Raw genomic sequence first — 24704 nt, 5'->3', positions numbered from 1 at the left:
AGCATGACGGCGTTGTCATCCTTCACCGATATTTTCCAGGTTCCCTGGAACGACTACGTCGGAAACATTGCCGGGGGTCTGCTCAAGACCCTCGGCTACACCGTAGCCAGCTTCATCGGCGCAACGATCCTTGGCCTTGTCCTTGCGTTGATGAGGCTCAACCGGCTGCGACTGGTCCGCATTCCTGCGGCCTTCTACACCGAGCTTTTTAAAAACGTACCGCTTCTGGCGATCATCTTCCTCACCTATTTCGGCCTGCCTTCCGTAGGCGTCAGGCTGGAGGTTTTCGAAGCGGGAGTCTTGAGCCTGGTGCTCTTTTACGCCGCTTACCTGTCCGAGATCTTTCGGGCGGCTATCGCCGGCGTACACAGAGGACAGCAGGAGGCGTCTCAAGCTCTCGGGCTGGGACGCGGCAAAACGTTCAGCCATGTCATCCTGCCGCAGGCGGTGCGGCTGGCGCTTCCCGGCACGAACACGATGTTCGTCGACCTGATCAAGTCGACCTCGCTGCTTGTGACGATCTCCGCTGCCGAGCTGATGACGCAGGCGCAGTTGATCGCCTCGGAAACATTCCGGGCGCTTGAAGTGTATCTCGTGATCTCGGCCCTTTATTTCCTTATCTGCTACCCGGTTTCACAATGTCTGCTTCTGCTGGAGCGCAAGATCCATGCCGGCGTGCCGTTGTCATTGGCCAGAAGGCGTCGGCTCAAATTAGCCGGGACCTATCTCGCCGAAGGGAAAGCCTGACCGATGACCACCACCCCTGCTCAAACTGCCTTCGTGTCAAAACAGCCGGTCGGTCGCCCCGCCGTCAAAATCAGCGGATTACGCAAGTCTTTCGACGGACGCCTGGTGCTCGACCACGTCGATCTCGAGGTTCCCACAGGCAAAATCGTCAGCATCATTGGCCAGAGCGGTGGAGGAAAGACCACCCTCATGCGCTGCGTCAATTTGCTGGAACGTCCCGATCAGGGAACGATCATCGTCGGCGATGAGACGATCTTCGCCGATGGCAAGATCACCTGCCGCAACCTTGCAAAGCTTCGGCAGCGTGTCGGCATGGTATTTCAGCGCTTCAATCTGTTCCCGCATCTGACGGCTGTGGAGAACGTCGTTCTCGCTCAGATGCATGCAGCCGGGATTGGTGAAAGAGAAGCCGTGGAACGGGCCGTGAAACTTCTGACGAGGGTAGGCCTTGCCAAACGGGCGATGGCTTATCCGGAACAGATGTCGGGCGGCGAGCAGCAGCGTGTGGCGATTGCGCGCGCCCTCGCGCTGGAACCAACGGTGTTGCTGTTCGACGAGCCGACGTCGGCGCTCGATCCTGAATCGACCGGTGAAGTTCTCCGCGTCATGCGGGAACTGGCGGCCGACGGCATGACGATGATCCTGGTCACCCACGAACTGCCCTTTGCAAAGGAAGTGTCGGACTGGGTCGTGTTCATCGATGGTGGCCTCATCATCGAGCAGGGAACCGCCGGAGATGTGCTCGACCATCCCAGAGAAGCACGCACGGCTGCCTATGTCGCGCGCTACGCTTCCCCAGGTTAGCCCTTGAACGGGCATCCAAGCCTCGTTTCTCTAAAGATAAATCCACCTCCGATGAACAAGCTAACAACAGATATCGCCGTCATCGGCGGCGGCGTGATCGGCGTGGCAACCGCTCTGCGGTTGCGTGCCGACGGCCGCGATGTCGTCGTGATCGAACCGAACAAGCCCGGTTCGGGCGCGTCTTACGGCAATGCCGGCACGATCGCCGATTATGCAATCATTCCCGTCGGCACGCCCGCTGTCCTTAAAAACCTGGCCTCGCTGCTTCTGAATTCCGACAGCCCGCTATCCATCCGCAAGGCGGCATTGCCCACCTTGTTTCCATGGCTGATGCGTTTTGCCTACGAATCCCTCCCTCACAGATACAGGGACAATACGAGCCGAATCGCCGGCCTCCTGTCCGACGCTTCATCGGAATGGCTCGAACTCGCAGCAGAGATCGGCGCATCCGATCTCTTGAGCGCGAAGGGATGCCTCTATCTCTACCAAACGCCTGAGGCCTTCAAGGCAGCCGCTTCGGATGTCGAGCTTCGCCGAAACTACGGGATAGCGCAGCAGCTCCTCACCCCCGACGACGTGCAAAGCCTGGAACCTCAGCTGCCGCAGGTCCATGGCGGGGGGCTTTTCTTTCCGAAAGCGATAAACTTCACCGATCCCGGCGAGGTCATGAGCGTGATGGAGACCGCCGCCAGACGAGCGGGCGTCGAGTTCGTCCGAGACGCCGTGACGACTATTTCCCGCGAGCGGAATGGAGTGAGAATGATGGCTTCAGCCCACAGCATTCATACCCAAGCGGCCGTCATCGCTGCCGGCGCACATTCCCGCGGGCTGGCTCTGCAGCTCGGAGAGCGGGTTCTGCTGGATACCGAGCGGGGTTATCATCTCGAGTTCGATATGGAAACGCTGCCGGTGGAACGACCGGTATGTCCGACGCATCATGGATTTTACTTTTGCCCGATGCGTGGCCGCCTGCGCGTGGCCGGTACCGTGGAACTCGGAGGCATCGCTGCGCCTTCGAACCCAAGGCGCCTGGAAGTGTTGCTTGCAAATGCGCGCAGGATTTTCCCGACGCTTGGCGAACCAAGCCGGAGCTGGATGGGCTTTCGCCCTTCCATGCCCGATTCCGTTCCCGTCATCCGGCCTTCGAGAGGAGGAAGGGACGTCGTCTTTGCTTTTGGACACGGGCATATCGGCTTGACGCTGGCGCCGCGGACGGCCCGCATGGTCAGCTCCATTCTCGCCGCTTGATCGCGTCACGAACCGCGCTTGTGACGACGGCAAGCCCATTTATCCGCGATCATCAAAGATGTGGGTTGCGCGGCCGGTATTTCTTGACGAGCTTCTGGTTGATCTCGGCAGCCCCCGGCATGTTGGCGCTGAGATAAACAGGCGCATCGCCGGATTTGGAAAGCTCCGAGGCGACTTCCGCGAAGATCGCATTGATGACCGTCACCCCGACCGCCGTCGAGACCGGCCCGACCCGAAGCCCCGTGCCTTCGAGATCGATGACGGCGTCGCCCGGCGGCAATCCGTTGTCGAGCACGATATCAGCGACTTCGGCGAGCCGCCGGCGGCCATTGGCGATCGCCGAGGAATAGGCGATCGAGGTGATGGCGATCACCTTTGCGCCGATTTCGTGCGCATAATCGGCGGCCTCGATCGGCGCGGCGTTCACGCCCGAGTTGGAGGCGATGATGATGACGTCGCCCGGCTGCATGCCGTAACGCTCCAGCATCGGCCGCACCAGGCCTTGGGTGCGCTCATAGACCGAACTGATGACCGCCCCCTCGTGCAGCATGGCCGATCCGACGAGCACCGGCACGGTGAAGGCGAGCCCGCCGGCGCGGTAGTGCACCTCTTCCGCCAGCATATGCGAATGACCGGTGCCGAAGACATAGACGCGCTTGTCGCCGCGGGCAGCATCGAGGATGACGTCAGCCGCCTGTGCCATCGGCTCGGCAAGCGCCTGCTTCAACGTCTCCAGCCGGCCGATCAGGTTGGAGAAATAGGCATCCGTGATATTAGTCATTCCTTGGCTCCTCGATCTCAGGCCGCCTCGCCGGCAAGCCAGGTGGCGGTGACGGCAAGAGCGTCGGTGAGATGGACGAGATCGGCGCGCGCCCCCGGCGAGAGATGGCCGCGGTCGGCAAGCCTGAGGAAGCGCGCGGGATAAAGCGTCGCCATGCGCAAAGCCTCGGCAAGCGTCAGGTCGAGATAGGTGACGCCGTAGCGGATCGTCGAGATCATATCGACGTCGGAGCCGGCGAGCGTCCCGTCGGAAAGCACGAGCTTCGAGCAGAAGCCGCCCCGCTCGCGCCGGACAGTGCGCCCGTTGAGCGTGAACGAATCCTTTTCCGACCCGACGAGCGACATCGCGTCGGTGACGAAGAACAGCTTGCCCTCGCCGCGCTTGGCCCGCAGCGCCGTGCGCAGGGCCTTGGGATCGACGTGATGACCATCGGCGATGATGCCGCACCAGACCGCGGGATGATCGATCGCCGCGCCGACGAGGCCCGGCGCGCGGTGCCCCATCTGGCTCATGGCGTTGAAGAGATGCGTGACCCCACGCGCGCCGGCATCGAAACGCTCCTCCGCCGCCTCGCTCGAACAATCGGAATGGCCGATGCTGACGGTGACGCCGCCTTCCGCAAGTTCACGCACCTGGGAGACCGTCACCTGCTCGGCGGCGATGGTGACGAGCAGCGTTCCGATCGCCTCGCGCGCCCGGATGAAAGCCTTGACGTCGCGGTCTTCCACCGGGCGCATCAGTTCGGCCAGATGCGCGCCCTTGCGGGCGGGCGCCAGATGCGGGCCTTCGAGATGCAGGCCGGCGACGCCGTGGTTCACCCTCACGGCTTCCTTCGCCGCCTCGATGGCAGCGGCGGAGGCTTCCGATGTATCGGTAATCAGCGTCGGCAGCAGCGATGTCGTGCCGTAGGGCCGATGCCCGCCGGCAATGATATCCATCGAAGCGGCGGAGGGTTCGTCGTTCAGCATCCGGCCGCCGCCGCCATTGACCTGCGCATCGATGAAGCCCGCCGACAGCACACCGCCTTCAAGCGTCACCATCTCGCCGTCAGGCAGACCGTTGCGCGCGACGATCGCTTCGACACGGCCGTCGATAACGATGAGTGCCTTGTCGTCATGGAAACGCTCGCCATCGAAGATGCGGGCGCCGACGAAGATCTTGCGCCTCATCAGACCGTCTCCGTCACCTTGAGCAGATTCGCCGGCCGGTCGGGATCGAAGCCCTTGCGGCGCGTCACCGACTCGATCAGCCTGTAATAGACGAGCAGCGACACCAGCGGATCGACGAGGCCGTTGCCCGTCGTCGGCACGCGCAGATTGATGCCGGAGAGCGGCTGCGTGGAGAAGCCGACGGTGGTGGCGCCGAGCTTCTGCAGACGCTCCAGCGCCTGGCCGTTATTGGCGAAGGCCGCGTCATCGGGCGCGAAGGCGACGATCGGAAAGCCCGGCTGCACCAGGCGCATCGGGCCGTGCATCAGTTCCGCCAGCGAAAAGGCCTCGGCATGCAGGCCCGAGGTTTCCTTCGCCTTCAGCGCTGCTTCGAGTGCAATGGCAAAAGCGGGGCCGCGGCCGGCGGTATAGAGTGAGGTCGCATGGAACAGCACCTCTTCGGCCGCCGCCGTATCGATCCCGGCGGTTGCCGCAAGCGCCTCCGGCAGTTTTTCCAGCGCTGCCTGCAGGCCGGACGCGCCGCCGATCGCGGCCGTCACGCCGGAAAGGGCTGCGACGGAAGCGATGAAGGATTTCGTCGCAGCCACGCTCTTTTCCGCGCCGGCATTGAGGCCGAGAACGATATCGGCCTGTTTGGCAAGCGGGCTGTCGGTGACGTTGACGACGGCGATCGTCGTCGCTCCGCCCTTCTTCGCCGCTTCCTGCAGCGCCACGATATCGGGGCTCGCACCCGATTGCGAGACGGTGAAATGAACGCCGCCCTTCAGGTGGAGGGCAGCACCGTAGACGGAAGCGATCGACGGGCCGACCGAGGCGACCGGAACGCCGCAGGTGATCTCGAAGAGATATTTGAAGAAGGTGGCGGCGTGGTCCGAGGAGCCGCGCGCCGCCGTCGTCACCACGCTTGGGCGGGCAGACGAAAACAGGCGGGCGATTTCGGCAAAGACCGGCTTTTCCTTTTCGAGAAGCGTGGCCACCACCTCCGGCGATTGGCCGGCTTCCTGCAGCATCAGCGACTGGTTCTCACTCATAGGTCATCTCCAATTCTCAATTCGGCAACGAAATCATAGGCATCGCCGCGATAATGCGAGCGGGTGTATTCGACGACGCGCTGGTCTTCCAAGCGCGAGACGCGTTCGATCAGAAGCGCCGGCGCGCCTGTTTTGACGTTCAGCATCGCGGCGTAAGACGCATCGAGCGTCACGGCCGTCAGCCGCTGCAGCGCGCGCACCGGCCTGTGCCCACTGGCCGCCAGCGCATCGTAAAGCGATCCTTCGCCGCCGGCATCTTCGCCTAAGAACTTGACCGGCACCACGGCGCGCTCGATCGCCAGCGGCAGGCCATCGGCGAGACGCAGCCGGTCGAGCCTCAGCACCGGCTCGTCGCCGCCGAGGCCGAGCAGGAAGGACTCCTCCGGCGACGGCCTGTTGACCTCCCGCGACAATATCCGCGCAGCCGGTAGACGCCCGCGTGAACGCATGTCGGCCGAGAAGGAGGAAAGCCGCCAGAGCGACTGCTCCATGCGCTCCACCTTGCTCGATACGAAAGTACCGCTCCCGTGTCGCGATTCCAGTGCGCCCGAAGCCATCAGGTCGCGGTAGGCGGTACGCACGGTGACGCGGCCGAGCTGCAGGGCCTCGGCAAGGTCGCGCTCACCCGGCAGCGCCGTGCCGGGCTTCAGCAGGCCTTCCTGGACGAGGCTGGTCAGCGCCTGCGCCAACCGCTTGTAAAGCGGGCCGGCCAGCGCTTCACCGCGCAGGCCGCGCCTGTTCAGTTCTGCTATCAGACTGGTTCTATCCATGGGAATACAATAGAACCTATATAGGACCAATCGGCAAGCCTGAATCGGAAGACGCAGAAGAAAAAACCCTCTCCGGCAAGCCAGAGAGGGTTCATAGCGATCAAATTTGACAGCCGTGCGTCTCTAAACGCTCAGCTCTTGGTGAAGATATAATCCGTCTCCTGGCGCAGCACCTCGCCAGGGCGCAGCACTGCATTTGGGAAACCTTCGTGATTGATGGCATCCGGCCAGACCTGCGTCTCCAGGCAGAAGCCGGCGAACGGGCCGTATTTGCGCCCGCCGAGGCCGGGAGCCCCCGTGTTGAGCTTGAAGCCGGCATAGAACTGCACGCCCGGCTCGGTGCTGCGCACCTCCAGCGACACGCCGGAATAGAGGCTGCGGGCGAGTGCCACGGTCCGCTTGGCGGTGCGCTCGCCGGACAGGCAGAAATTATGGTCGTACAGCGCCTGTTCGCTGCCGGCGAAACGCTTCATCGGCGCCATCTCGCGGAAATCGAATTCCGTGCCGGCGACGGACCGGATCTCGCCGGTCGGCACCTGCTTCTCGTCGGTCGGCAGGTAGTGATCCGCGGCGATCATGATGTCGTGGCCGAGCGCGTCTTCGCGGCCGTCGAGATTGAAATAGGCGTGCTGGCAGACATTGGCGAGCGTCGGCTGGTCGCTGGTCGATTCGTAGGTGATCGACAGTTCACCGTTGCCGTGCACCCGGAACGTCGCCTGGATGGTGCAATTGCCGGGATAGCCGGCGCGGCCGTCGGGATCGACGATCTTCATCACCAGGCGGTCGACGTCATGCTCGACGATCGTCCAGTTGCGCTTGCCGATATTATCGCTGCCGCCATGCAGATGCGTGACGCCGTTTTCGTTCGGCTCGAGCTGATAATCCTTGCCGTCGAGCGTGAACCTGCCGCCGCCGACACGGTTGGCGCAACGGCCGGGCGTCGCGCCGAAATAGGCCGAATGGAGAGGATAGCTGTCGAAATCCTCGAAGCCGAGCTGCAGCGGCGCATCATGTCCCTCAAGGCGCAGGTCCTGGATGACCGCGCCCCAGGTCATGATCTTGGCCGTCAGCCCGCCGCCCTTGATGACGACACGATAGACGGTCTCGCCCGCCTTCGTCTGCCCGAAAACTTCCCGCTCCAACTTGTCCGACATGATCGACCGTCCGTTCTATTCCTGGGTTTAGGACCGGAACCTGCCCGCATTTGTTCCAAACCGCAACCGGGCAGATGAGAAAGAAACGCCGCTCAGAGGTCCATGCCGATCTCTTCGACGTCATAGGGCGTCGTCTGGTAGATTTCGTTGATCCAGTTGCCGAACAACAGATGCGCGTGGCTGCGCCAGCGGTTCTGCGGCGCAATCGCCGGATCGTTATGCGGGAAGTAGTTGTGCGGCATCTTGATCGGCACACCGGCATTCACGTCGCGGAAATACTCGTCGGAAAGCGAGGTGGAATCATATTCCACATGATTGAACATGTAGAGCCGCCGGCCTCTCTTCTCGTGCACGAGGCAGACGCCCATCTCGCTGGATTCCATCAGGATTTCCAGGCTTTCGGATTTCTCGATATCGGCGCGGCGCACCTCGGTCCAGCGTGACACCGGCACTTCGAAATTGTCGGAAAAACCATTGAGATAAATCGACGACGGCTTCAGGTTCCGGTGGCGATAGATGCCGAAAGCCTTCTCCTTCAGCTCGTATTTCGGGACGCCGTGGAAGTGATAGATCGCCGCCATCGCGCCCCAGCAGACGTTCATCGTCGAATGGACGTTCGTTTCAGTCCAGTCGAGAATCTCCCGCATCTCCGCCCAATAGGTGACGTCCTCATAGGGCAGGAGCTCGATCGGCGCGCCGGTGATGATGAAACCGTCGAATTTGCGCTGTTTCACCTCTTCCCAGGTCTGGTAGAAGGCGAGCAGGTGATCTTCGGAGGTGTTCTTCGCCTTGTGGCCGCCGATGCGGATGAGCGACAGTTCCACCTGCAGCGGCGAGGCGCCGACGAGGCGGGCCATCTGCACTTCGGTCTTGATCTTGTTCGGCATCAAGTTGAGCAGCCCGATCTGCAGCGGACGGATATCCTGGCGGATCGCCATCGTCTCGGTCATCACCCGCACGCCTTCCTGAACCAGGGTTTCGAAGGCGGGCAGCGTATCGGGGATCTTGATGGGCATTGCGGTCACTCGATCAAAAACAAAAAACCGGCGGCGACAAAAAATCGCTACCGGTCCGCACGCGGCCCTTTAGCGACTTTTTTAACGTGGCTGCAAGCCGGCCGGCCAAATCACCACGGAATGTTAATTAGCCCCTGTCGGGCCGCGAATCAACTGCCGAATGCATGCGGGAGCGGGCCGCGCAAGCATCATCACAGTTTAATGACTGATAGAATCTGTTGATAGACCGGTAACGCCACCATGTTAATAATGACATATGGGCGGTGTTGGAAAAGCATGATGGCAGATAAGACTGAGGGGAGGCCGGGCATCCGGAGGCAAGATAGGGTAGGTTACGATTTCAGCCTGACATATCGCCTCGGGGTGATGTTCTCCGCATTCTGGAATTCAGCTGTGCGTGGCAAGGTGCTGTTTCTGGCGACCGTGCTGATCCTCGTCATCCTGGCGACGGCCTATGGCCAGGTCATCCTCAACGAGTGGAATGCCCCCTTCTACGATTCGCTGGAACGCCGCGACCTCGGCGAATTCTTCCACCAGCTCGAAATCTTCGCGATGATCGCCGGCACGCTGCTGCTGCTCAATGTGCTGCAGGCCTGGCTGAACCAGATGACCGCGCTCTATATGCGCGAGGGCCTGTCGCGTGATCTCGTCGACCAGTGGCTGAAGCGCAAGCGGGCGCTGCGGCTCGCCTCCAGCGGCCTGATCGGCGTCAACCCGGACCAGCGCCTGCATGAGGATTCCCGCAACCTTGCCGAAAGCACGACCGGTCTCGTCCTCGGCCTCCTGCAATCGACCATTCTTCTGGTGAGCTTCATCGGCGTGCTCTGGGAGCTTTCGAGCGGCTTCATCTTCCACATCAGCGGCCACAGCTTCTCCATTCCGGGCTATATGGTCTGGGCGGCGATTTTCTATGCCGCTTCCGCCTCGGTGCTGAGCCAGGTCGTCGGCCGCAAGCTGGTGAAGCTCAATGCCGACCGCTTCTCGAAAGAGGCCGAGCTCCGCTTCACGCTGATGCACGCCAACGAGAACATGCCGGCCATCACCGTCGCCCGCGGCGAGGAGAACGAACGCCGGCGCATCAACACCGACATCAGTTCGGTGCTGCGGGTCGTCAAGCGGCTCGCCATGGCCAATACCAACCTCACCTGGGTTTCGGCAGGATACGGCTGGCTGGTGATCGTCATCCCGATCATCGTCGCCGCTCCCGCCTATTTCTCCGGCGGCCTCACCCTCGGTCAGCTGATGATGTCCGTCGGCGCCTTCAACCAGGTCAACACGGCGCTGCGCTGGTACGTCGCCAATTTCGGCCCGATCGCCGAATGGCGCGCCACCCTGATGCGCGTCACCGATTTCCGCCAGGCGCTGCTCGACATGGACGAGGATTTCGACCTGAAGGGCAGCATCGCCTATGAAAACACCGCGCCCGACACGCTGACGCTGAAGGATGTGGTGATCAATGCCAAGATCGGCGAAGACATCGAGGAATGCGGCGGCTTCCGCCTGCGCGAAACCGATGTGGTGATCAAGGCCGGCGAAAAAATCATGATCAACGGCGATCACAGCGTCAACCGCAAGCTGCTCTTCCAGGCGATGGCTGGCCTCTGGCCATGCGGCAGCGGCACGATGGGCCTGCCGCCGGCCGACGACATGCTGTTCGTTCCGCAGATCGCCTATGTTCCCGGCGGGACGCTGCGCGAAGCGCTGGCCTTTCCCGAAAGCCCCGATGCCTATGAGAAGGCAACCGTCGAGACGGCCCTCGAAAAGGCCGGCCTGCATTCCCTGATCGCAAGGCTCGATACCCGCGCCCGCTGGGACAAGCTGCTCGACGGCGACGAGCAGAAGGCGATCGGCTTCGCCCGCCTGCTTCTGGTGCGCCCGCGCTGGATCGTTTTCGATGAAGTGCTTGAGGGCATGGAGCCGGAATGGCAGGAAATGATGTGCAGGGTGCTGACCGCCATGCCGGAAACCGCCATGATCTATATCGGCCGCTCCGAAACCTATCTCGAGGCCCTGCAGCCGCGCGTCCTGCATCTGCAGGCCCTGCCGGCAAAATCCGAGGAGCCGGCGCCAGTCGCCCAGACCGGCGCCAGCGCCGGTGCAGGCGCTGCTGCCGTTCCCGCACCGGCGCTGTAAACCACCAGTCACATTGGCGGCATGATACCGTTGAGACCGACGGCGACCTGGCCAGCCGAGATGCTGCCGTCCGCCGCCTTTTCGCCGGTGACGATGACGCCGGCGCCGGTCTTCAGATCGTCCTTGGTAGCAGGCGCCAAGGTCACGATCGGCGTCTCATCGGCGATCGTGATGGTCTTTTCCTTGCCCTGATAAGTCAGCGTGATCGTGTGGCCGTCGACGGATTTGACGGCATTGCTGACGGTGGCGTTGGTCATCTGGCTGTTCGGCTGTGCGTCCCAGGGGCGATTGCCCTCGCCCGTCCCTTTCATCGACGCCGGGAAGATCAGCACTTCGATCGCCCCATCCGGGCCGCTGCCCTTCGGGAGCGAGGCGACTCCGACGAAATCGCCGGGCTTGATATCCTCGACCGAGGCTTTCGTGACGCCGCCGACCTTCCAGCCGGCTTTCAGCGTGATCGTCGCATCGCCGCCTTCGCGCGTCTTGACGACGAGCGTATCGCCGCTCAGGCTTTCGATGGTGCCGCGAACACGAACGCGCTCAGCATCCTGCGCCAGCGCCGCCTGCGAGAAGGCAAGTGCGGCAAAGCCGCCTGCGGCAAGTGCCGCAAAAATTCCGGAACGAAGCTTGCGAGACATGTGACTTTCCTTGTCGCCATTGCGATCGTCGATATCCCCGGCTGCCGGACGGCACCTTATGCCCGGCGACGACAGGCTGACGAATCAAGGAAAAGTGAGCCGCGAAGGAGAACTCAGCCCTCCAGCTCTTCCCGCAGCATTTCGAGCTCCAGCCACTCCTCTTCCATCTTGGTCAGACCGGCGCGCAGCTTCTCCATCTCGCTGGCAAGCCGGTTGAAAGCTGAGGGATCGCGCGTGAAGAGATTGGGATCGGCCATCACCTGTTCGCGCTTGGCGATCTCGGCTTCGGCCTTGGCCATCTCCTTCGGCAGATTTTCCAGCGCGAATTTCTGCTTGAACGACAGCTTGCCCTTCGAGCCTCCGCCCGAAGGTGCCGTCTCCTGGGTCTTCGGCTTCTCCGCCGCCTTTTCGGCCTTCCTGCGCTCTTCGAGCGCGCCTTTGCGCTGCGCCAGCATATCCGTGTAGCCGCCGGCATATTCGATCCATCGGCCGTCGGGCGCGTCCGGCATGGCGGGGGCGATCGTCGAGGTCACGGTGCGGTCGAGGAAGTCGCGATCGTGGCTGACGAGGATGACCGTGCCGGGAAAACCGGCGACGATTTCCTGCAACAGGTCGAGCGTCTCGATATCGAGATCGTTTGTGGGTTCGTCGAGGATCAGGAGGTTTGCCGGACGCGAGAGGATGCGCGCCAGCATCAGCCGGGCGCGCTCGCCGCCCGAAAGGCTCCTGATCGGTGTGCGCGCCTGTTCCGGCTGGAACAGGAATTCCTTCATATAGCCGGTGACATGGCGCTGCTCGCCGTTGACGAGCAGGTTTTCACCGCGCCCGTCCGTCAGATAGTTGGCGAGCGTATCCTCGGGATCGAGATCCTCGCGCTTCTGGTCGAGGGTGGCGATCTCCAGATTGGTGCCGAGCTTCACCGTGCCGCTGTCGGGAGAAAGCTGCCCCGTCAGCATTTTCAGGAGCGTCGTCTTGCCGGCGCCGTTCGGCCCGACCAGGCCGATGCAATCGCCGCGATGTACGCGGATCGAGAAGGGCGTGACGATCGGCCGGTCGCCGAAGCTCTTGGTAATCTTCTCAGCCTCGATCACCAGCTTGCCGGATTCCTGCGCATCCGAAACCGTCGCCTGCACCGTGCCCTGCGGGCCTTTGTGGCCGCGATATTGCGAACGCATCGTCTGCAGCTCGCCGAGGCGGCGCATGTTGCGCTTGCGCCGCGCCGTGACGCCGTAGCGCAGCCAGTGTTCCTCGCGCTCGATCGCCTTGCCGAGCTTGTGCTGCTCCAGCTCCTCGGCCTCCAGCACCTGATCGCGCCAGGCTTCGAAATGCCCGAAACCCCTGTCGAGCCGGCGCGACGTGCCGCGGTCGAGCCAGACGGTTGCCGTCGAGACCTTTTCGAGGAAACGCCGGTCGTGCGAGATCAGCACCAGAGCGCTGCGGGTTTTCTGCAGCTCGCCTTCCAGCCATTCGATTGTGGGAAGGTCGAGATGGTTGGTCGGCTCGTCGAGCAGGAGAATGTCAGGTTCCGGCGCGAGCACCCGCGCAAGCGCCGCACGGCGCGATTCACCGCCGGAAAGGGTGCTCGGATCTTCCTCGCCGGTCAGGCCGAGATGGGACAGAAGATAGGTGACGCGATAGGGATCGTCGCCCGGCCCGAGGCCCGCCTCGGCATAGGCCTGAACCGTGCTGAAGCCGGCAAAATCGGGGGCCTGTTCAAGATAACGCACCGTCGAGGATGGATGGCGGAAGACCTCACCCGACTGCGCCTCGACCATGCCGGCGGCGATCTTCAACAGCGTCGACTTTCCCGAGCCGTTGCGCCCGACGAGACAGATCTTGTCGCCGGGCTCGACCTGCAGCGAAGCGCCCGCCAGCAGCGGCGCGCCGCCGAAGCTCAGGAAGATACCGTCGAGTTTCAGAATGGGAGGGGCCAAAAATCAGACTCCGGAAAGATCGTAGGGCCGGGCAAGCACGATCGCCCGACCGCTGATGAGCGAAAAGCGAACCTTGCCTTCCGCGACGTTGGAAATGGTGCGCGACGAGCCGAAAGGCAGGTGGAAATCCGCCAGCGGATAACGCGCATTCTCGATGGAAAGCCCTGTCAGCTCGCTGAAGCCGGGCACGGAAAACAGGCTGCCCTTGGGAAGGTCGATTTCGATCGTGCCGGCAGGCAGCGGCACTGCCTCTTCCCTACCCGAGGTCAGCAGCACGTCGAAACCCTCTTCGGCCAGGCTGACGGCAGACAGGAGATGCTGAAGCGCGTGGTCGGAGCGTTCGCCGCCGAGCGCACCGGCCAGGATGAGACGCCGCGCGCCCCGGGCGATCGCTTCGGAGACCGCGATTTCGCCGTCCGTCGCCGCCTTCGCCGCCGGATAAGGCTGTTTCGGCACATCCGGGAATGCGCCCTCTAAGTCGGCTGATGTCGAATCGAAATCGCCGACCCAGAGCTCCGGCGTAACACCAAGGGCTGCCGCATGCCGCATGCCGCCGTCGGCCGCAATGAAGCGGCTGCCGCCGATGGCGCGGCGCAGCCGTTCCGTCAGGCTGAGTTCGCCGCCGAGCAGGATGGTGAAGGTGGATTGGCTCATGGGCATTGCCCTTAGCGCAAACGGGGGGTCGAGGGGAAGGGGCCTAGGGATCGGCGGGTTTCTTCAGCCCGGCGTATCCTTGTCGCGCGACAGGAAGACCGCCTCGTAACCGCCGATGAAACGCTCGAAAAGCGCTGCGAAACGTTCGACATCCTCTTCCGGCCAGTCGGAGACGATCTCGGAGATGAACGCAAGCTTCTGCGCCACGATCTCGGCAAGCAAATCCTGGCCGGCCTTGGTGATGACGACGACGATCCGCCGTGCATCGGCTTGTGAGGCCTCGCGGCGCAGCACGTTGCGCGCAACCATCTCGGCCACCACCCGGCTTGCCCGCGACGGATCGATGCGCAGCATCTCCGCGATCATGCCGACTGTGACCTCGCCGGCGGGCTGAGCCCTGCGCACGGCATCGAGCACATCGAGATGCGAAAGCTCGAGACCTGGCGCAGCACTCTGGATCGCCAGCCGCCCGATCAGCCGCCTCCCGGTCATCAGCCGCATGCGCGTCATGCTCCGGCCGATGCGCGGCACGTTTTCGCCGTCCGGATCGGCCGGGCTTTTGGATAGGATCTTCGTCATGGCTTCATTCATCACAGGACCATAACAGAGCGGAACGAAGAATTGAATATGCCGATGTCATTCATGTGCTATTGACAGTTATATGCTGACAGCACATAAAAACACATCAATCGGAATGTCGCTCCCATGGACATGCAACTCGCGCCTGCGCCGCTTGTGACGGATCCTCGTCGCCGGCTTATCCTCTTCTTCTTCCTGATGACCGCCATGTTCATGGCGACGCTGGACAATCAGATCGTTTCCACGGCGCTGCCGACCATCGTCGGCGAATTCGGCCATCTCGAGCGCTTCGGCTGGATCGGTTCGGCCTATCTGCTTTCGCTCAGCGCCGTCATGCCCGTTTACGGCAAGCTCGGCGATCTCTTCGGCCGCAAATATGTGATGATGACGGCGATCGCCATCTTCACGGTCGGCTCGACGGTCTGCGGCCTTGCGGTGTCGATGAACACGCTGATCGCCGCCCGTGTGCTGCAGGGCCTTGGCGGCGGCGGCATCATGGTGTCGATCTTCGCCGTCAACGCCGACCTGTTCGAGCCACGGGAGCGGGCGCGCTACCAGAGCTATTCCAGCCTCGTGCTGATGGCGTCGGGCGCCATCGGACCAGTGCTCGGCGGCACGATGAGCGATCTCTTCGGCTGGCGCTCGATCTTCCTCGTCAACGTGCCGATCGGCTTCATCGTGCTCACCGGCCTTGCCTTCATGCTGCCTTACCGCAAGCCGCATCGCCGCCCCAGGATCGATTATGCCGGCGCACTTCTGCTCGCGCTGACGGCGACCAGCATCGTGCTTGCCACCGACAGCAGCGAATTGTTCGGCTCGTTGATTTCTCCGCAGAGTATCGGCATCGTCGCCTTCGGCGTCGTCTCAGCCATCGCCTGGGTATTCGTCGAGCGCCGCGCGCCGGAGCCGATCGTTCCGCTGCAGCTGTTTCGCAATTCGACCTTCAGCCTGCTCCTGGTGATATCGGTCATGGGCGGCGCCATCGCCATCGGCATGGTCAACTATCTCGCCCTCTTCCTGCAGACCACGACCGGCCTTTCGCCGTCCGCCGCCGGGCTTCTCTTCATTCTTCTGACCGGCGGCATCGTCTGCGGATCGCTGTCGGCCGGCCGCATCATCTCGACGACCGGCCGCTACAAGCCCTTCGCCATCGCAAGCCTGACCTGCAGCGCCATTGCCTTCGCATTGATGTCGCAGGTCCACGCGGGAACGCCGATCGCCTTCATCGGCGCGATCATGATGCTGCATGGCATCGGCATCGGCCTTGCGCAGCAGGTTCCCGTCATCGGCGTGCAGAATACCGCGCCCGCCCGCGACGTCGGCGCGGCGACCGGTGCCGTGACGCTGTCGCGCATGGGAGGCGCGTCGATCGCCATATCCATCTATGGCGCGATTATCGCTTCCGGGCTCGGCAAGGTCGGAGTGGCCATTCCGGGCGTCGCCGATATCGAGCAGCTGACACCGAAGATGATGGCCGCCCTGCCCGAAGCAAGCCGTCAGGCCGTCGCCGATCTCTATGCCGCCGCCTTTTCACCGCTCTTCATGACCTCCTGCGCCATCGCCATTCTCGGTCTTATGGCCGCAATCATGCTGAAGCCCGTGCAACTGCCTCGCGCCGGCAAACCGATGGCGCAAACGCCGACGACGGAAGCCGCGGAATAGTCGAATCGCCCGCCGGATGCTTCATCAGCAGGCATTCGTATGCACATCACGCATCGTTAGTTGTAAATTTCCCGCTGAATTGCCCTGATCGGGCCGGTTATTTCAATCGGCCCGTTCTTTTTCTGTGCCGCCGACGAATCTCATGCGTGTGGTGGAACTTTCGCCATAATTTCATCCGAGCGAAGGAGAGCTTCAATCTCTGAGGCTTGCCAAAATGCAACGCCGCGACATTTAAACAGAGTCTCGCTATGCAACCGATGCGTAAATCAGCTACAGCAATGACTTGTATCGGCCGTTTGTGCAGTGCGAGATCAGGGGTACGCACCTGTTGAATTCCCCTTGCGACGGCCGGTCCGAACATGCGGCAAACCGGCAAAACAGCGACATGACGCGGAGAACCAGACTGGACTGCTTGACGACGTGGAAATCGCCCGCGCTTTCCAGTGATGCCATCTCCGTGCCGTGCCGCTTCGCGCGCAGCCTGATGCTGCTTTCGGCTATGGCATTGGCGTTGAACGGTTGTCAGTCGCTGATCGAACAATCCTATCAGCCGAGCGTGTCGCCCTCTTCCAATCCGCAGATCGTCGACGAAGTGCAGAAGAACGATCCGCGCGCGGCGATGGGCGCCCGCGAGCATCCGCGCATCGTAGCAAGCTATGGCGGCGAATATAAGGACGCCAAGACCGAGCGCCTCGTCGCCCGCATCGCCGGCGCCCTGACGGCAGTGTCGGAAAATCCGAGCCAGTCCTATCGCATCACCATCCTGAATTCGCCTGCCATCAACGCCTTTGCGCTGCCCGGCGGCTATCTCTACGTCACCCGCGGCCTGCTCGCCCTTGCCAACGACGCCTCCGAGGTCGCCGCCGTCCTGTCGCACGAGATGGGCCACGTGACGGCGAACCACGGCATCGAGCGGCAGAAGCGCGAAGAAGCCGAGGTCATTGCCAGCCGCGTCGTCGCCGAGGTTCTTTCCAGCGATATCGCCGGCAAACAGGCGCTTGCCCGCGGCAAGCTCAGGCTCGCCGCCTTCTCCCGCCAGCAGGAGCTTCAGGCCGATGTCATCGGCGTGCGCATGCTCGGCGAAGCCGGCTACGATCCCTATGCCGCCGCCCGCTTCCTCGATTCCATGGCGGCCTACAGCCGCTTCATGTCGGTCGATCCCGAGGCCGACCAGAGCCTCGACTTTCTGTCGAGCCATCCGAATTCCGCCCAGCGCATCGAGCTTGCCCGCACCCACGCCCGCGCTTTCGGCCAGGAAGGCTCTGTCGGCGACAAGGGCCGCGACTATTATCTCGACGGCATAGACGGCCTGCTCTATGGCGACAGCCCGGAAGAAGGCTATGTGCGCGGCCAGACCTTCCTGCATGGCGGTCTCGGCATCCGCTTCGACGTGCCGCCGGACTTCAAGATCGACAATAAGGTCGAAGCGGTCATGGCCACCGGCCCGAACGATATCGCCGTCCGCTTCGACGGCGTTGCCGACAACCAGAATCAGAGTCTCACCAACTATATCTCCAGCGGCTGGGTGACCGGCCTCGATCCGTCGACCATCCAGCCGGTCACCATCAACGGCATGGAAGCAGCCACCGCACGCGCCAGCGCCGATCGCTGGGATTTCGACGTGACCGTCATCCGCAACAATTCGCAGATCTTCCGTTTCCTGACCGCCGTCCCGAAAGGCAGCGATGCCCTCGAACCGACCGCCAACGTCCTGCGCGCGAGCTTCAGGCGCATGACACCGGCGGAGACGGCCTCGCTTAAGCCGCTGCGCATCCGCGTCGTCACCGTTCGGCCGGGCGAGAACATCTCGACGCTCGCCGCCCGCATGATGGGCACCGACCGCAAGCTCGATCTCTTCAAGCTCATCAACGCCCTGCCGACGGGTGCGGCCGTTTCGCCTGGCGACCGCGTCAAGATCATTGCCGAATAAAAAAAGCCCGGCTTGCGCCGGGCCAGTCGGTGCTGCTGGAATGAAAAGGGTTAGGCGTAGGCCGCCATGTGCGGGTCGGCGCTGACGAGTGCGCTGCGAAGCTTCTCCATCGCCCGGCTTTCGATCTGGCGCACGCGTTCCTTGGAAATGCCGAGATCGGCGCCGAGTTCTTCGAGCGTGGCGCCGTCTTCCGCCAGCCGCCGCGCGCTGATGATCTTCATCTCGCGTTCGTTGAGATGTTTCAGCGCCGAGGCCAGCCAGACGCGGCGGCGCTCGCCGTCGATCATGTTGGAAACCTGCTCGTCCGGCAGGGGATCGTCGCTGACGAGGAAATCCATCTTCTCCGCACTCTCGGCATCGCCGGAGACGGAAGGCGCCTGCAGCGACGCGTCGTTGCCGGAAAGCCTGGCATCCATGGTCTGCACGTCGGCGAGGCTGACGCCCAGCGCCGCGGCGATTTCCTGATGGATGGATTGCAGCGTCAGCTGTGTATCGCCCTTGGCAAGCTTGGCGCGCAGACGGCGCAGATTGAAGAACAGCGCCTTCTGCGCCGAACTCGTGCCGCCGCGCACGATCGACCAGTTGCGCAGGATGTAGTCCTGGATCGACGCCCTGATCCACCAGCTTGCATAGGTCGAAAAGCGCACGTCGCGCTCCGGCTCGAAACGGGCAGCGGCCTCCAGCAGGCCGACATAGCCCTCCTGCACGAGATCGCTCATCGGCAGGCCGAAATTGCGGAACTTGCCGGCCATGGAGATGACGAGGCGCATATGGGCCATGGCGATCTGGTTACGTGCGCCCCGGTCGTCGTGATCCTTCCAGCGGGTGGCAAGATCGTGCTCTTCCTGACGGGCGAGATAGGGGGCGGCCATCGCGATTTTGATCATGCGCCGATCTGCAGACATGTTCTTCATTTCGATCTCCTGAAACAGGCCTCTCGCCCTAAATGAACAATAAAACGCACATTCCGGAACATCGCTGTCCGGACCGAATTGAGTTCTGAATGCATAAAAACCTCGCCCCTGGACTTTTCAGGGGGAGGCCCTATGTCTCATCATGTGCCGGTAAGACGGCTGGGCTGGACCTGTTTCTTCACGTTGCCGGATGGGCACAACTGAAAAGGCATGATCCGCTCCTCATCGAACATTGACGGAAAAACGGTTCGCTCGTCCAGGCCATTGCCTCGGCGAGCAGTCCGCAATTACGTGTGTTAACGCGGCAGCCAGGAAAAGGTTCCAATAAAAAACCCGGCTCGAAGGCCGGGTTTTTGAAGGAGCAGCAGGAGCGCCTTATGCGGCTTCGTCCTGCTCGTCTTCTTCGATTGCCTTGCCGCGCTTCGGCCCCTTGTTGAGATTGGTCTCCACGAGGCGGACGGCTTCGGTTTCCGACATCTTGTTGACGGCGGCGATTTCGCGCGCCATGCGGTCGAGCGCAGCCTCATAGAGCTGGCGCTCGGAATAGGACTGCTCGGGCTGGTTTTCGGCACGATAGAGATCGCGCACGACCTCAGCGATGGAAATCAGGTCGCCGGAATTGATCTTGGCATCATATTCCTGGGCGCGGCGGGACCACATGGTACGCTTGACGCGCGCCTTGCCCTGCACGACCTTCAAAGCACGCTCGACGAAATCCGTTTCCGAAAGCTTGCGCATGCCGATGCTCATGGCCTTTGCGACCGGCACCTTCAGGCGCATCTTGTCCTTCTCGAAATCGATAACGAAAAGTTCGAGCTTCATGCCGGCGACTTCTTGCTCTTCGATAGCGGTGATGGTACCGACGCCATGAGCGGGGTAGACGATCGATTCACCGGTCTTGAAGCCGTGGCGTGCTGTAGAAGGCTTTTTCTGCTGAGTCGTCATTCTATTCAAAAACTCCCTGTTACGCTTCCGGCGGCGGCCGGAGCCGGGTCAGTCAGGCCCGGATGAGACGGGTAGATCCGTCGGGTGACTTCACTCTGGTCCCATCAGGCAAAAGCAAATATGTCTTGCGCGCGATCTTGGGATGCGACGCTCAAGGCGTTGATATGTCACGGAAACCGTGGGACGGATTTGTTTTGCTTTCGTGATGGTTTTGGGCATGCGTCATGCCACAAATGGAACAGTGCACGAAACCTATCATAAAAATATGAGGAAATCAATAATTTGCTTCGCTTGAGTCATGCGGGCAACACAAGTCACCCATATGCCGCGCGCAGGATTTAAAACGTTTCACCGCATGGACGCCCGAATTCGGGCGCCGAATGCGGCGGCTGTTTCAATCGCCGGAACCCGGCTTCTCAGAGAAATACTTCTCGAACTTTCCGGTCTCGCCATCCATTTCCTTGGCCTCGGGCAAAGGATCCTTCTTGACCGTGATATTCGGCCAGATGCTGGCATATTCCGTGTTGATCTTCAGCCACTTGTCGAGACCGGGCTCGGTATCCGGCTTGATCGCCTCGGCGGGACATTCAGGCTCGCAGACGCCGCAATCGATGCATTCATCCGGATGGATGACGAGGAAATTCTCGCCTTCATAGAAGCAGTCGACGGGGCAGACTTCCACGCAATCGGTGTATTTGCACTTGATGCAATTGTCGGTCACGACATAGGTCATGAAGAACTCCAGGATTTCCATGCAGATGGGGCCGGCCAACCTGGAACGTCGCGCCTATCCCCGTGCCGGAGGAACAGCGTAGGCAGGCTTGAGAGGCAAGTACGCGTCCGGCGGGTTGTCAGTCACGTATCGGCTTTGGCGCCTAATTTCAAGGATAAACGATCTGCAAAAGCCGCCGCCGCAGGCAGAGTTTTCTAATCCTCGTCCGACATCAGTCTATCGATTGCGCGTCTTTCCTTTTTGGTCGGACGGCCGCTGCCGGTCGCCCTGATCGCCTGCTCATAGGGGGTGAGGCGTTTTGCCTCACCCGGCGGCGGCGACAGGTCTTCATAGAGCAGCCGCGCCTCCTCGTAAGGCCCTCGCCGCTCGCCGGCAAGACGCACGACGAGAATAACATCGCGCCGATCGAGCGTCAGCTCGACGCGGTCGCCCGGCTTGACCATCTGGCTCGGCTGGCTGCAGCGCTCGCCGTTGATGCGGACATGGCCCGACTGCACATGACTTTGCGCCAGCGAGCGCGACTTCACCATGCGCGTGAAGAACAGCCATTTGTCGATGCGCTGGCGCGAACCGCTTGTCGGCTGTGTCTCCCCGCTCATGACTACTTCTTCATCTGCTCCTTGAGGGCAGCGAGCTTGGCGAAAGGCGAATCCGGATCGATCGGCTTCTCCTTGCGCGGCGGCTTGGCCTCGAAGCGCAGCGGCTGCGAGCCGCGATTGTTATTGCGGTCGTTGCGCTCGCCGCGATCCTTGCGGTCGCCACGGTCCTGCCGGTCGCCGCGCGGCTGGTCGCCCCGCGATTGGTTGTTGCGGTCGCCCCTTGCCTGCTGCGGCCTGCCGCCGTCGCGGCCGTCGCCGTCCTTGCCACGGTTGGGGCGGTTGTTGTCCCGGCCGTCACCGCCGCGATTGCCTTCACCACCGCCCGGGCGGCGATTGCGGTCGCCGCGTTCCTGGTTCTGGCCGCGCTCCTGGCCATGACCGCCACGGCGTTCGCCATGCCCGCCGCGCGCCTGGCGCTGGTTGTCGTTGCGGCCACCGAGACGCCACAGAAGAACCGGTTTCGGTTCGGCCGGCTCGCCGGCTTCTCCAGAAGCGGATGCGGCGTCCGCGGAAGCAGAAGCCTCCGCCGGAGCATCTGTTTCGGCCGCTTCCGGCGCCGTGCTCTCAACGGCTTCCGCGGCAGTCGCCTCGGCAGCTGCCGAAACCGCCTCGGCAGCGGTCTCGTCGGTCGCCCCGTCAGCATCGTCGTGATCGGCCTTTTCGGCCGTCTCTTCCGCAGGCGCGTCAGCGGCGGCAGGCGCAGAAGCCGCATCCTGTGTCGCAAGATGGGCCGACGCCTCTTCCGCCTTCACCGCATCGGCGCGATAGCCGAGGCCCTTGAGGATTTCCTCCATGTCCTCCAGCGTCGCGCCGAGGATCGACAGCATCGCCGTCGTTGTCGTGAAGCGGCGGCCGTCATAGGCGCCCTCCGGACGGTTGTTCTGGCCGGGCTTCCATTGCAGCAGCGGACGGATGATGTCTGCCAGCCGTTCGAGAATATCGATGCGCACGGCGCGCTTGCCGAGGAAGCGGAAGCCGGCGAGCTTGTAGAACATTCGCTCGAAGCTTGGATCGGTGACGACGGAGGTGCGGCCGGCCGCGAGCACGGGGATGAGATCGCCGTAGCCGGGTTTGTCGAGACCATCGTTCTTCAGAGCCCAGAGAAGCGTGATGAGCTCGGCCGGGGCCGGCTTCAGCAGCGCCGGGACGAAGATGTGGTAAGCGCCGAACCGCACGCCGTAACGGCGCATCGAGGCGCGCGCCTCCTGGTCCAGCGACTTCACCTCTTCAGTCACGTCGCGACGGAAGAGCACGCCGAGATTCTCGACGAGCTGGAAGGCAAGCCCCTTGGCAAGACCCTGCAGGTCTTCGGCGCGGGACAGATCGTCCAGCGGCTTCAGCACCGTGCTGATGTGATGATTGACGAAGCGCTCGATGCGGGCCGCAACGTGATCGCGGGCATTGCCCGTCAACTGCTCGTCGGCGAGCAGAATCACCCGCGGGCGCATGACGTGATCGCTGCCGGAAAGCCGCGCCACGGGATCGCCGACCCAGCGGATCAATCCATCCGAGCCGATCGCCAGATCGCTGTTGCCAGCGGCATGCAGCCGGGCCGCGCGGGCTTCGAACTCGAGCGCGAGCGCCTTCTGCGACGCAGCCTGAACCGCCTTGGCATCCGGTCCATCCGTTCCCGCCACCGGCGTGAAGCGGAATCCGCTCAACTGCCCTACATGATGTCCTTCAACGAAGACATCGCCATTCACACTGATTTCAGCTTCCAGCATCGCATTCTCTCTCAGGCGCTTCATGAGCACAGATGTCCTGCGATCAACAAAGCGTTTCGTCAACCTTTCATGTAACGCATCGGACAATCGATCTTCGATTTCCCGCGTCTTTTCCTGCCAATGTGTCGGATCGGCCAGCCAGCCGGGCCGATTCGAGACATAGGTCCAGGTTCTTATCTGCGCGATTCGCGCCGAAAGCGTGTCAATTTCCCCATCAGTTCGATCCGAGCGATGAACCTGCTCCGCAAGAAACTGCTCGTTCACCGTGCCATAGCGCACGAGATCGGAAAAGAGGGTCGAAATAAGATCGGCATGTTGTGCCGGAGTGATACGCCGGTAGTCGGGCAGCGCGCAAGCCTCCCAGAGTTTTTCGACGCGGGCCGGCCTGTCGGCGAGGTCGATCACCTCGGGATAGCGCGAAAGCTGTTCCAGCGCCTGCTGGTCGACCGCCGGCAGCGCCCGCGTCAGTCCCGGCACGCGCGGCCCGGCCTCCAGGCTGGCGCGCAACGACTGGATCGAGGAGAAGTCCATCTCCGTCGTGCGCCACTGCAGAACCTTGACGTTGTCGAATTCATGTCCCTCGATCCGCTGCACCAGCTCCTCGTCGAAGGGCGAGACCTGTCCGGTGACGCCGAAGGTGCCGTCCCGCACATGCCGCCCGGCGCGGCCGGCGATCTGGCCGAGTTCGGCCGGATTGAGATTGCGGAACTGGTAGCCGTCGAATTTCCGGTCCTGGGCGAAAGCGACGTGATCGACGTCGAGATTGAGGCCCATGCCGATCGCATCGGTCGCCACCAGATATTCGACGTCGCCCGCCTGGTAGAGCGCGACCTGCGCATTTCGGGTGCGCGGGCTGAGCGCCCCCAGCACGACGGCAGCCCCGCCGCGCTGCCGGCGGATGAGCTCGGCGATGGCATAGACCTCGTCGGCGGAAAAGGCGACGATGGCCGAGCGCTGCGGCAGCCGGGTGATCTTCTTCTGCCCGGCGTAAAGGAGATGGGAAAGCCGCGGCCGCTCGACGATCGTGATGCCGGGCAGGATATGCTGCAGGATCGGCCGCATTGTCGCAGCACCCAGCAGCAGCGTTTCATCACGGCCGCGAAGATGCAGGATGCGGTCTGTGAAGATATGGCCGCGCTCGAGATCGCCGGCGAGCTGCACCTCGTCGATCGCGACGAAGGCGGCCTTGGTCTCCCGCGGCATCGCTTCGACCGTGCAGACGGAAAAGCGCGCATTGGGCGGCGAAATTTTTTCCTCGCCGGTGACCAGCGCCACGTTCTGCACGCCGACCTTCTCCACCACCCGCGTATAGACCTCGCGCGCCAACAGCCTGAGCGGCAGGCCGATCACGCCGGTTCCGTGCGCAACCATGCGCTCGATGGCATAATGGGTCTTGCCGGTATTGGTCGGCCCGAGCACGGCGGTCACACCGCGCCCGCTCAGAATCATCGGCTGCGAAGTCAGAGTCATCGGTCCATGCAAACGAGGCGGGCGGCCCCAGGAAAATTTCGGCCTCCGGATGGAAGCACAGAACACATG

21 protein-coding genes and 1 riboswitch are annotated in these 24704 nt (G+C 62.6%); of the genes, 6 read left to right on the top strand and 15 right to left on the bottom strand.

Annotation, left to right across the window (positions count from 1 at the left end):
- The first annotated feature begins 3 nt into the window (after positions 1 to 3).
- From QD408_RS12030 to QD408_RS12020, 3 genes are read left to right on the top strand one after another with little or no spacing between them, the layout of a single operon-like run.
- Positions 4 to 747, top strand: coding sequence for an amino acid ABC transporter permease (locus tag QD408_RS12030; RefSeq protein ID WP_088677477.1), 744 nt, complete (start codon positions 4 to 6; stop codon positions 745 to 747).
- 3 nt (positions 748 to 750) lie between these two features.
- Positions 751 to 1551 (top strand): amino acid ABC transporter ATP-binding protein, encoded by an 801-nt coding sequence (locus tag QD408_RS12025; protein WP_414139457.1) that lies wholly within the window; start codon positions 751 to 753, stop codon positions 1549 to 1551.
- Positions 1552 to 1602: 51 nt separating this feature from the next.
- Positions 1603 to 2799: an NAD(P)/FAD-dependent oxidoreductase gene (locus QD408_RS12020; protein ID WP_414139456.1), complete on the top strand. Its 1197-nt coding sequence runs from the start codon at positions 1603 to 1605 to the stop codon at positions 2797 to 2799.
- A 52-nt stretch (positions 2800 to 2851) separates the two neighbouring features.
- Here the strand turns inward: QD408_RS12020 and QD408_RS12015 are convergent, their stop codons facing one another.
- The 6 genes from QD408_RS12015 to metA form a co-directional block, all read right to left on the bottom strand.
- The gene (locus QD408_RS12015; RefSeq protein WP_088683833.1) at positions 2852 to 3580 is read right to left on the bottom strand and encodes an SIS domain-containing protein; all 729 of its coding nucleotides are present in this window, start codon (positions 3578 to 3580) and stop codon (positions 2852 to 2854) included.
- A gap of 17 nt (positions 3581 to 3597) precedes the next feature.
- Positions 3598 to 4749: an N-acetylglucosamine-6-phosphate deacetylase gene (nagA, locus tag QD408_RS12010; RefSeq protein ID WP_414139455.1), complete on the bottom strand. Its 1152-nt coding sequence runs from the start codon at positions 4747 to 4749 to the stop codon at positions 3598 to 3600.
- A complete protein-coding gene (locus tag QD408_RS12005; protein ID WP_414139454.1) occupies positions 4749 to 5780 on the bottom strand; it encodes an SIS domain-containing protein in 1032 nt (343 codons plus the stop codon). Before QD408_RS12005 ends, nagA begins: the two co-directional genes overlap by 1 nt.
- Positions 5777 to 6550, bottom strand: coding sequence for a GntR family transcriptional regulator (locus tag QD408_RS12000; RefSeq protein WP_088683836.1), 774 nt, complete (start codon positions 6548 to 6550; stop codon positions 5777 to 5779). The genes QD408_RS12005 and QD408_RS12000 overlap by 4 nt, the downstream gene beginning before the upstream one ends.
- 131 nt (positions 6551 to 6681) lie before the next feature.
- A complete protein-coding gene (locus tag QD408_RS11995; protein ID WP_414139453.1) occupies positions 6682 to 7704 on the bottom strand; it encodes an aldose epimerase family protein in 1023 nt (340 codons plus the stop codon).
- 92 nt (positions 7705 to 7796) lie between these two features.
- On the bottom strand, positions 7797 to 8720 hold the full coding sequence (metA, locus tag QD408_RS11990; RefSeq protein ID WP_088682931.1) for a homoserine O-acetyltransferase MetA: 924 nt from the start codon (positions 8718 to 8720) through the stop codon (positions 7797 to 7799).
- A 49-nt stretch (positions 8721 to 8769) separates the two neighbouring features.
- Positions 8770 to 8847, bottom strand: a riboswitch (SAM riboswitch).
- Between the two features lie 152 nt (positions 8848 to 8999).
- On the opposite strand from metA, the gene QD408_RS11985 reads away from it, so the two are divergent.
- A complete protein-coding gene (locus QD408_RS11985) occupies positions 9000 to 10853 on the top strand; it encodes an ABC transporter ATP-binding protein/permease (RefSeq protein ID WP_414139452.1) in 1854 nt (617 codons plus the stop codon).
- A gap of 8 nt (positions 10854 to 10861) precedes the next feature.
- Here QD408_RS11985 and QD408_RS11980 read toward each other — a convergent pair whose 3' ends face one another.
- From QD408_RS11980 to QD408_RS11965, 4 genes are all read right to left on the bottom strand, one after another.
- Positions 10862 to 11491, bottom strand: a complete 630-nt coding sequence (locus QD408_RS11980; protein ID WP_414139451.1) for a hypothetical protein — start codon at positions 11489 to 11491, stop codon at positions 10862 to 10864.
- 113 nt (positions 11492 to 11604) lie between these two features.
- Entirely contained in the window at positions 11605 to 13425 is a 1821-nt protein-coding gene (locus QD408_RS11975; protein WP_414139450.1) for an ABC-F family ATP-binding cassette domain-containing protein, read from the bottom strand.
- A 3-nt stretch (positions 13426 to 13428) separates the two neighbouring features.
- Positions 13429 to 14085 (bottom strand): thiamine diphosphokinase, encoded by a 657-nt coding sequence (locus QD408_RS11970; RefSeq protein ID WP_414139449.1) that lies wholly within the window; start codon positions 14083 to 14085, stop codon positions 13429 to 13431.
- Positions 14086 to 14142: 57 nt separating this feature from the next.
- Positions 14143 to 14670, bottom strand: a complete 528-nt coding sequence (locus QD408_RS11965; protein ID WP_414139448.1) for a MarR family winged helix-turn-helix transcriptional regulator — start codon at positions 14668 to 14670, stop codon at positions 14143 to 14145.
- A gap of 114 nt (positions 14671 to 14784) precedes the next feature.
- Between QD408_RS11965 and QD408_RS11960 the strand changes: the two genes are divergently transcribed.
- Positions 14785 to 16320 (top strand): MDR family MFS transporter, encoded by a 1536-nt coding sequence (locus QD408_RS11960; protein WP_414139447.1) that lies wholly within the window; start codon positions 14785 to 14787, stop codon positions 16318 to 16320.
- A 385-nt stretch (positions 16321 to 16705) separates the two neighbouring features.
- Positions 16706 to 18250, top strand: a complete 1545-nt coding sequence (locus QD408_RS11955; protein ID WP_414139446.1) for a M48 family metalloprotease — start codon at positions 16706 to 16708, stop codon at positions 18248 to 18250.
- A 50-nt stretch (positions 18251 to 18300) separates the two neighbouring features.
- Here the strand turns inward: QD408_RS11955 and QD408_RS11950 are convergent, their stop codons facing one another.
- The 5 genes from QD408_RS11950 to QD408_RS11930 form a co-directional block, all read right to left on the bottom strand.
- Positions 18301 to 19164, bottom strand: a complete 864-nt coding sequence (locus QD408_RS11950) for an RNA polymerase factor sigma-32 (RefSeq protein WP_018244054.1) — start codon at positions 19162 to 19164, stop codon at positions 18301 to 18303.
- A gap of 375 nt (positions 19165 to 19539) precedes the next feature.
- Positions 19540 to 20109 (bottom strand): CarD family transcriptional regulator, encoded by a 570-nt coding sequence (locus tag QD408_RS11945; protein WP_088682939.1) that lies wholly within the window; start codon positions 20107 to 20109, stop codon positions 19540 to 19542.
- Positions 20110 to 20503: 394 nt separating this feature from the next.
- On the bottom strand, positions 20504 to 20842 hold the full coding sequence (gene fdxA / locus QD408_RS11940) for a ferredoxin FdxA (protein ID WP_049733327.1): 339 nt from the start codon (positions 20840 to 20842) through the stop codon (positions 20504 to 20506).
- Between the two features lie 194 nt (positions 20843 to 21036).
- Positions 21037 to 21441, bottom strand: a complete 405-nt coding sequence (locus tag QD408_RS11935) for an RNA-binding S4 domain-containing protein (RefSeq protein WP_414139445.1) — start codon at positions 21439 to 21441, stop codon at positions 21037 to 21039.
- 2 nt (positions 21442 to 21443) lie between these two features.
- Positions 21444 to 24635 (bottom strand): helicase-related protein, encoded by a 3192-nt coding sequence (locus QD408_RS11930; RefSeq protein WP_414139444.1) that lies wholly within the window; start codon positions 24633 to 24635, stop codon positions 21444 to 21446.
- Between the last annotated feature and the right edge of the window lie 69 nt (positions 24636 to 24704).

It is taken from the genome of Rhizobium sp. BR 249 (assembly GCF_047445895.1).
In the GTDB taxonomy this organism is placed as follows: Bacteria; Pseudomonadota; Alphaproteobacteria; order Rhizobiales; family Rhizobiaceae; genus Rhizobium.
The sequence above is the reverse complement of the archived record's forward strand: the minus strand, read 5'-3'. Positions and strand labels throughout refer to the sequence as shown.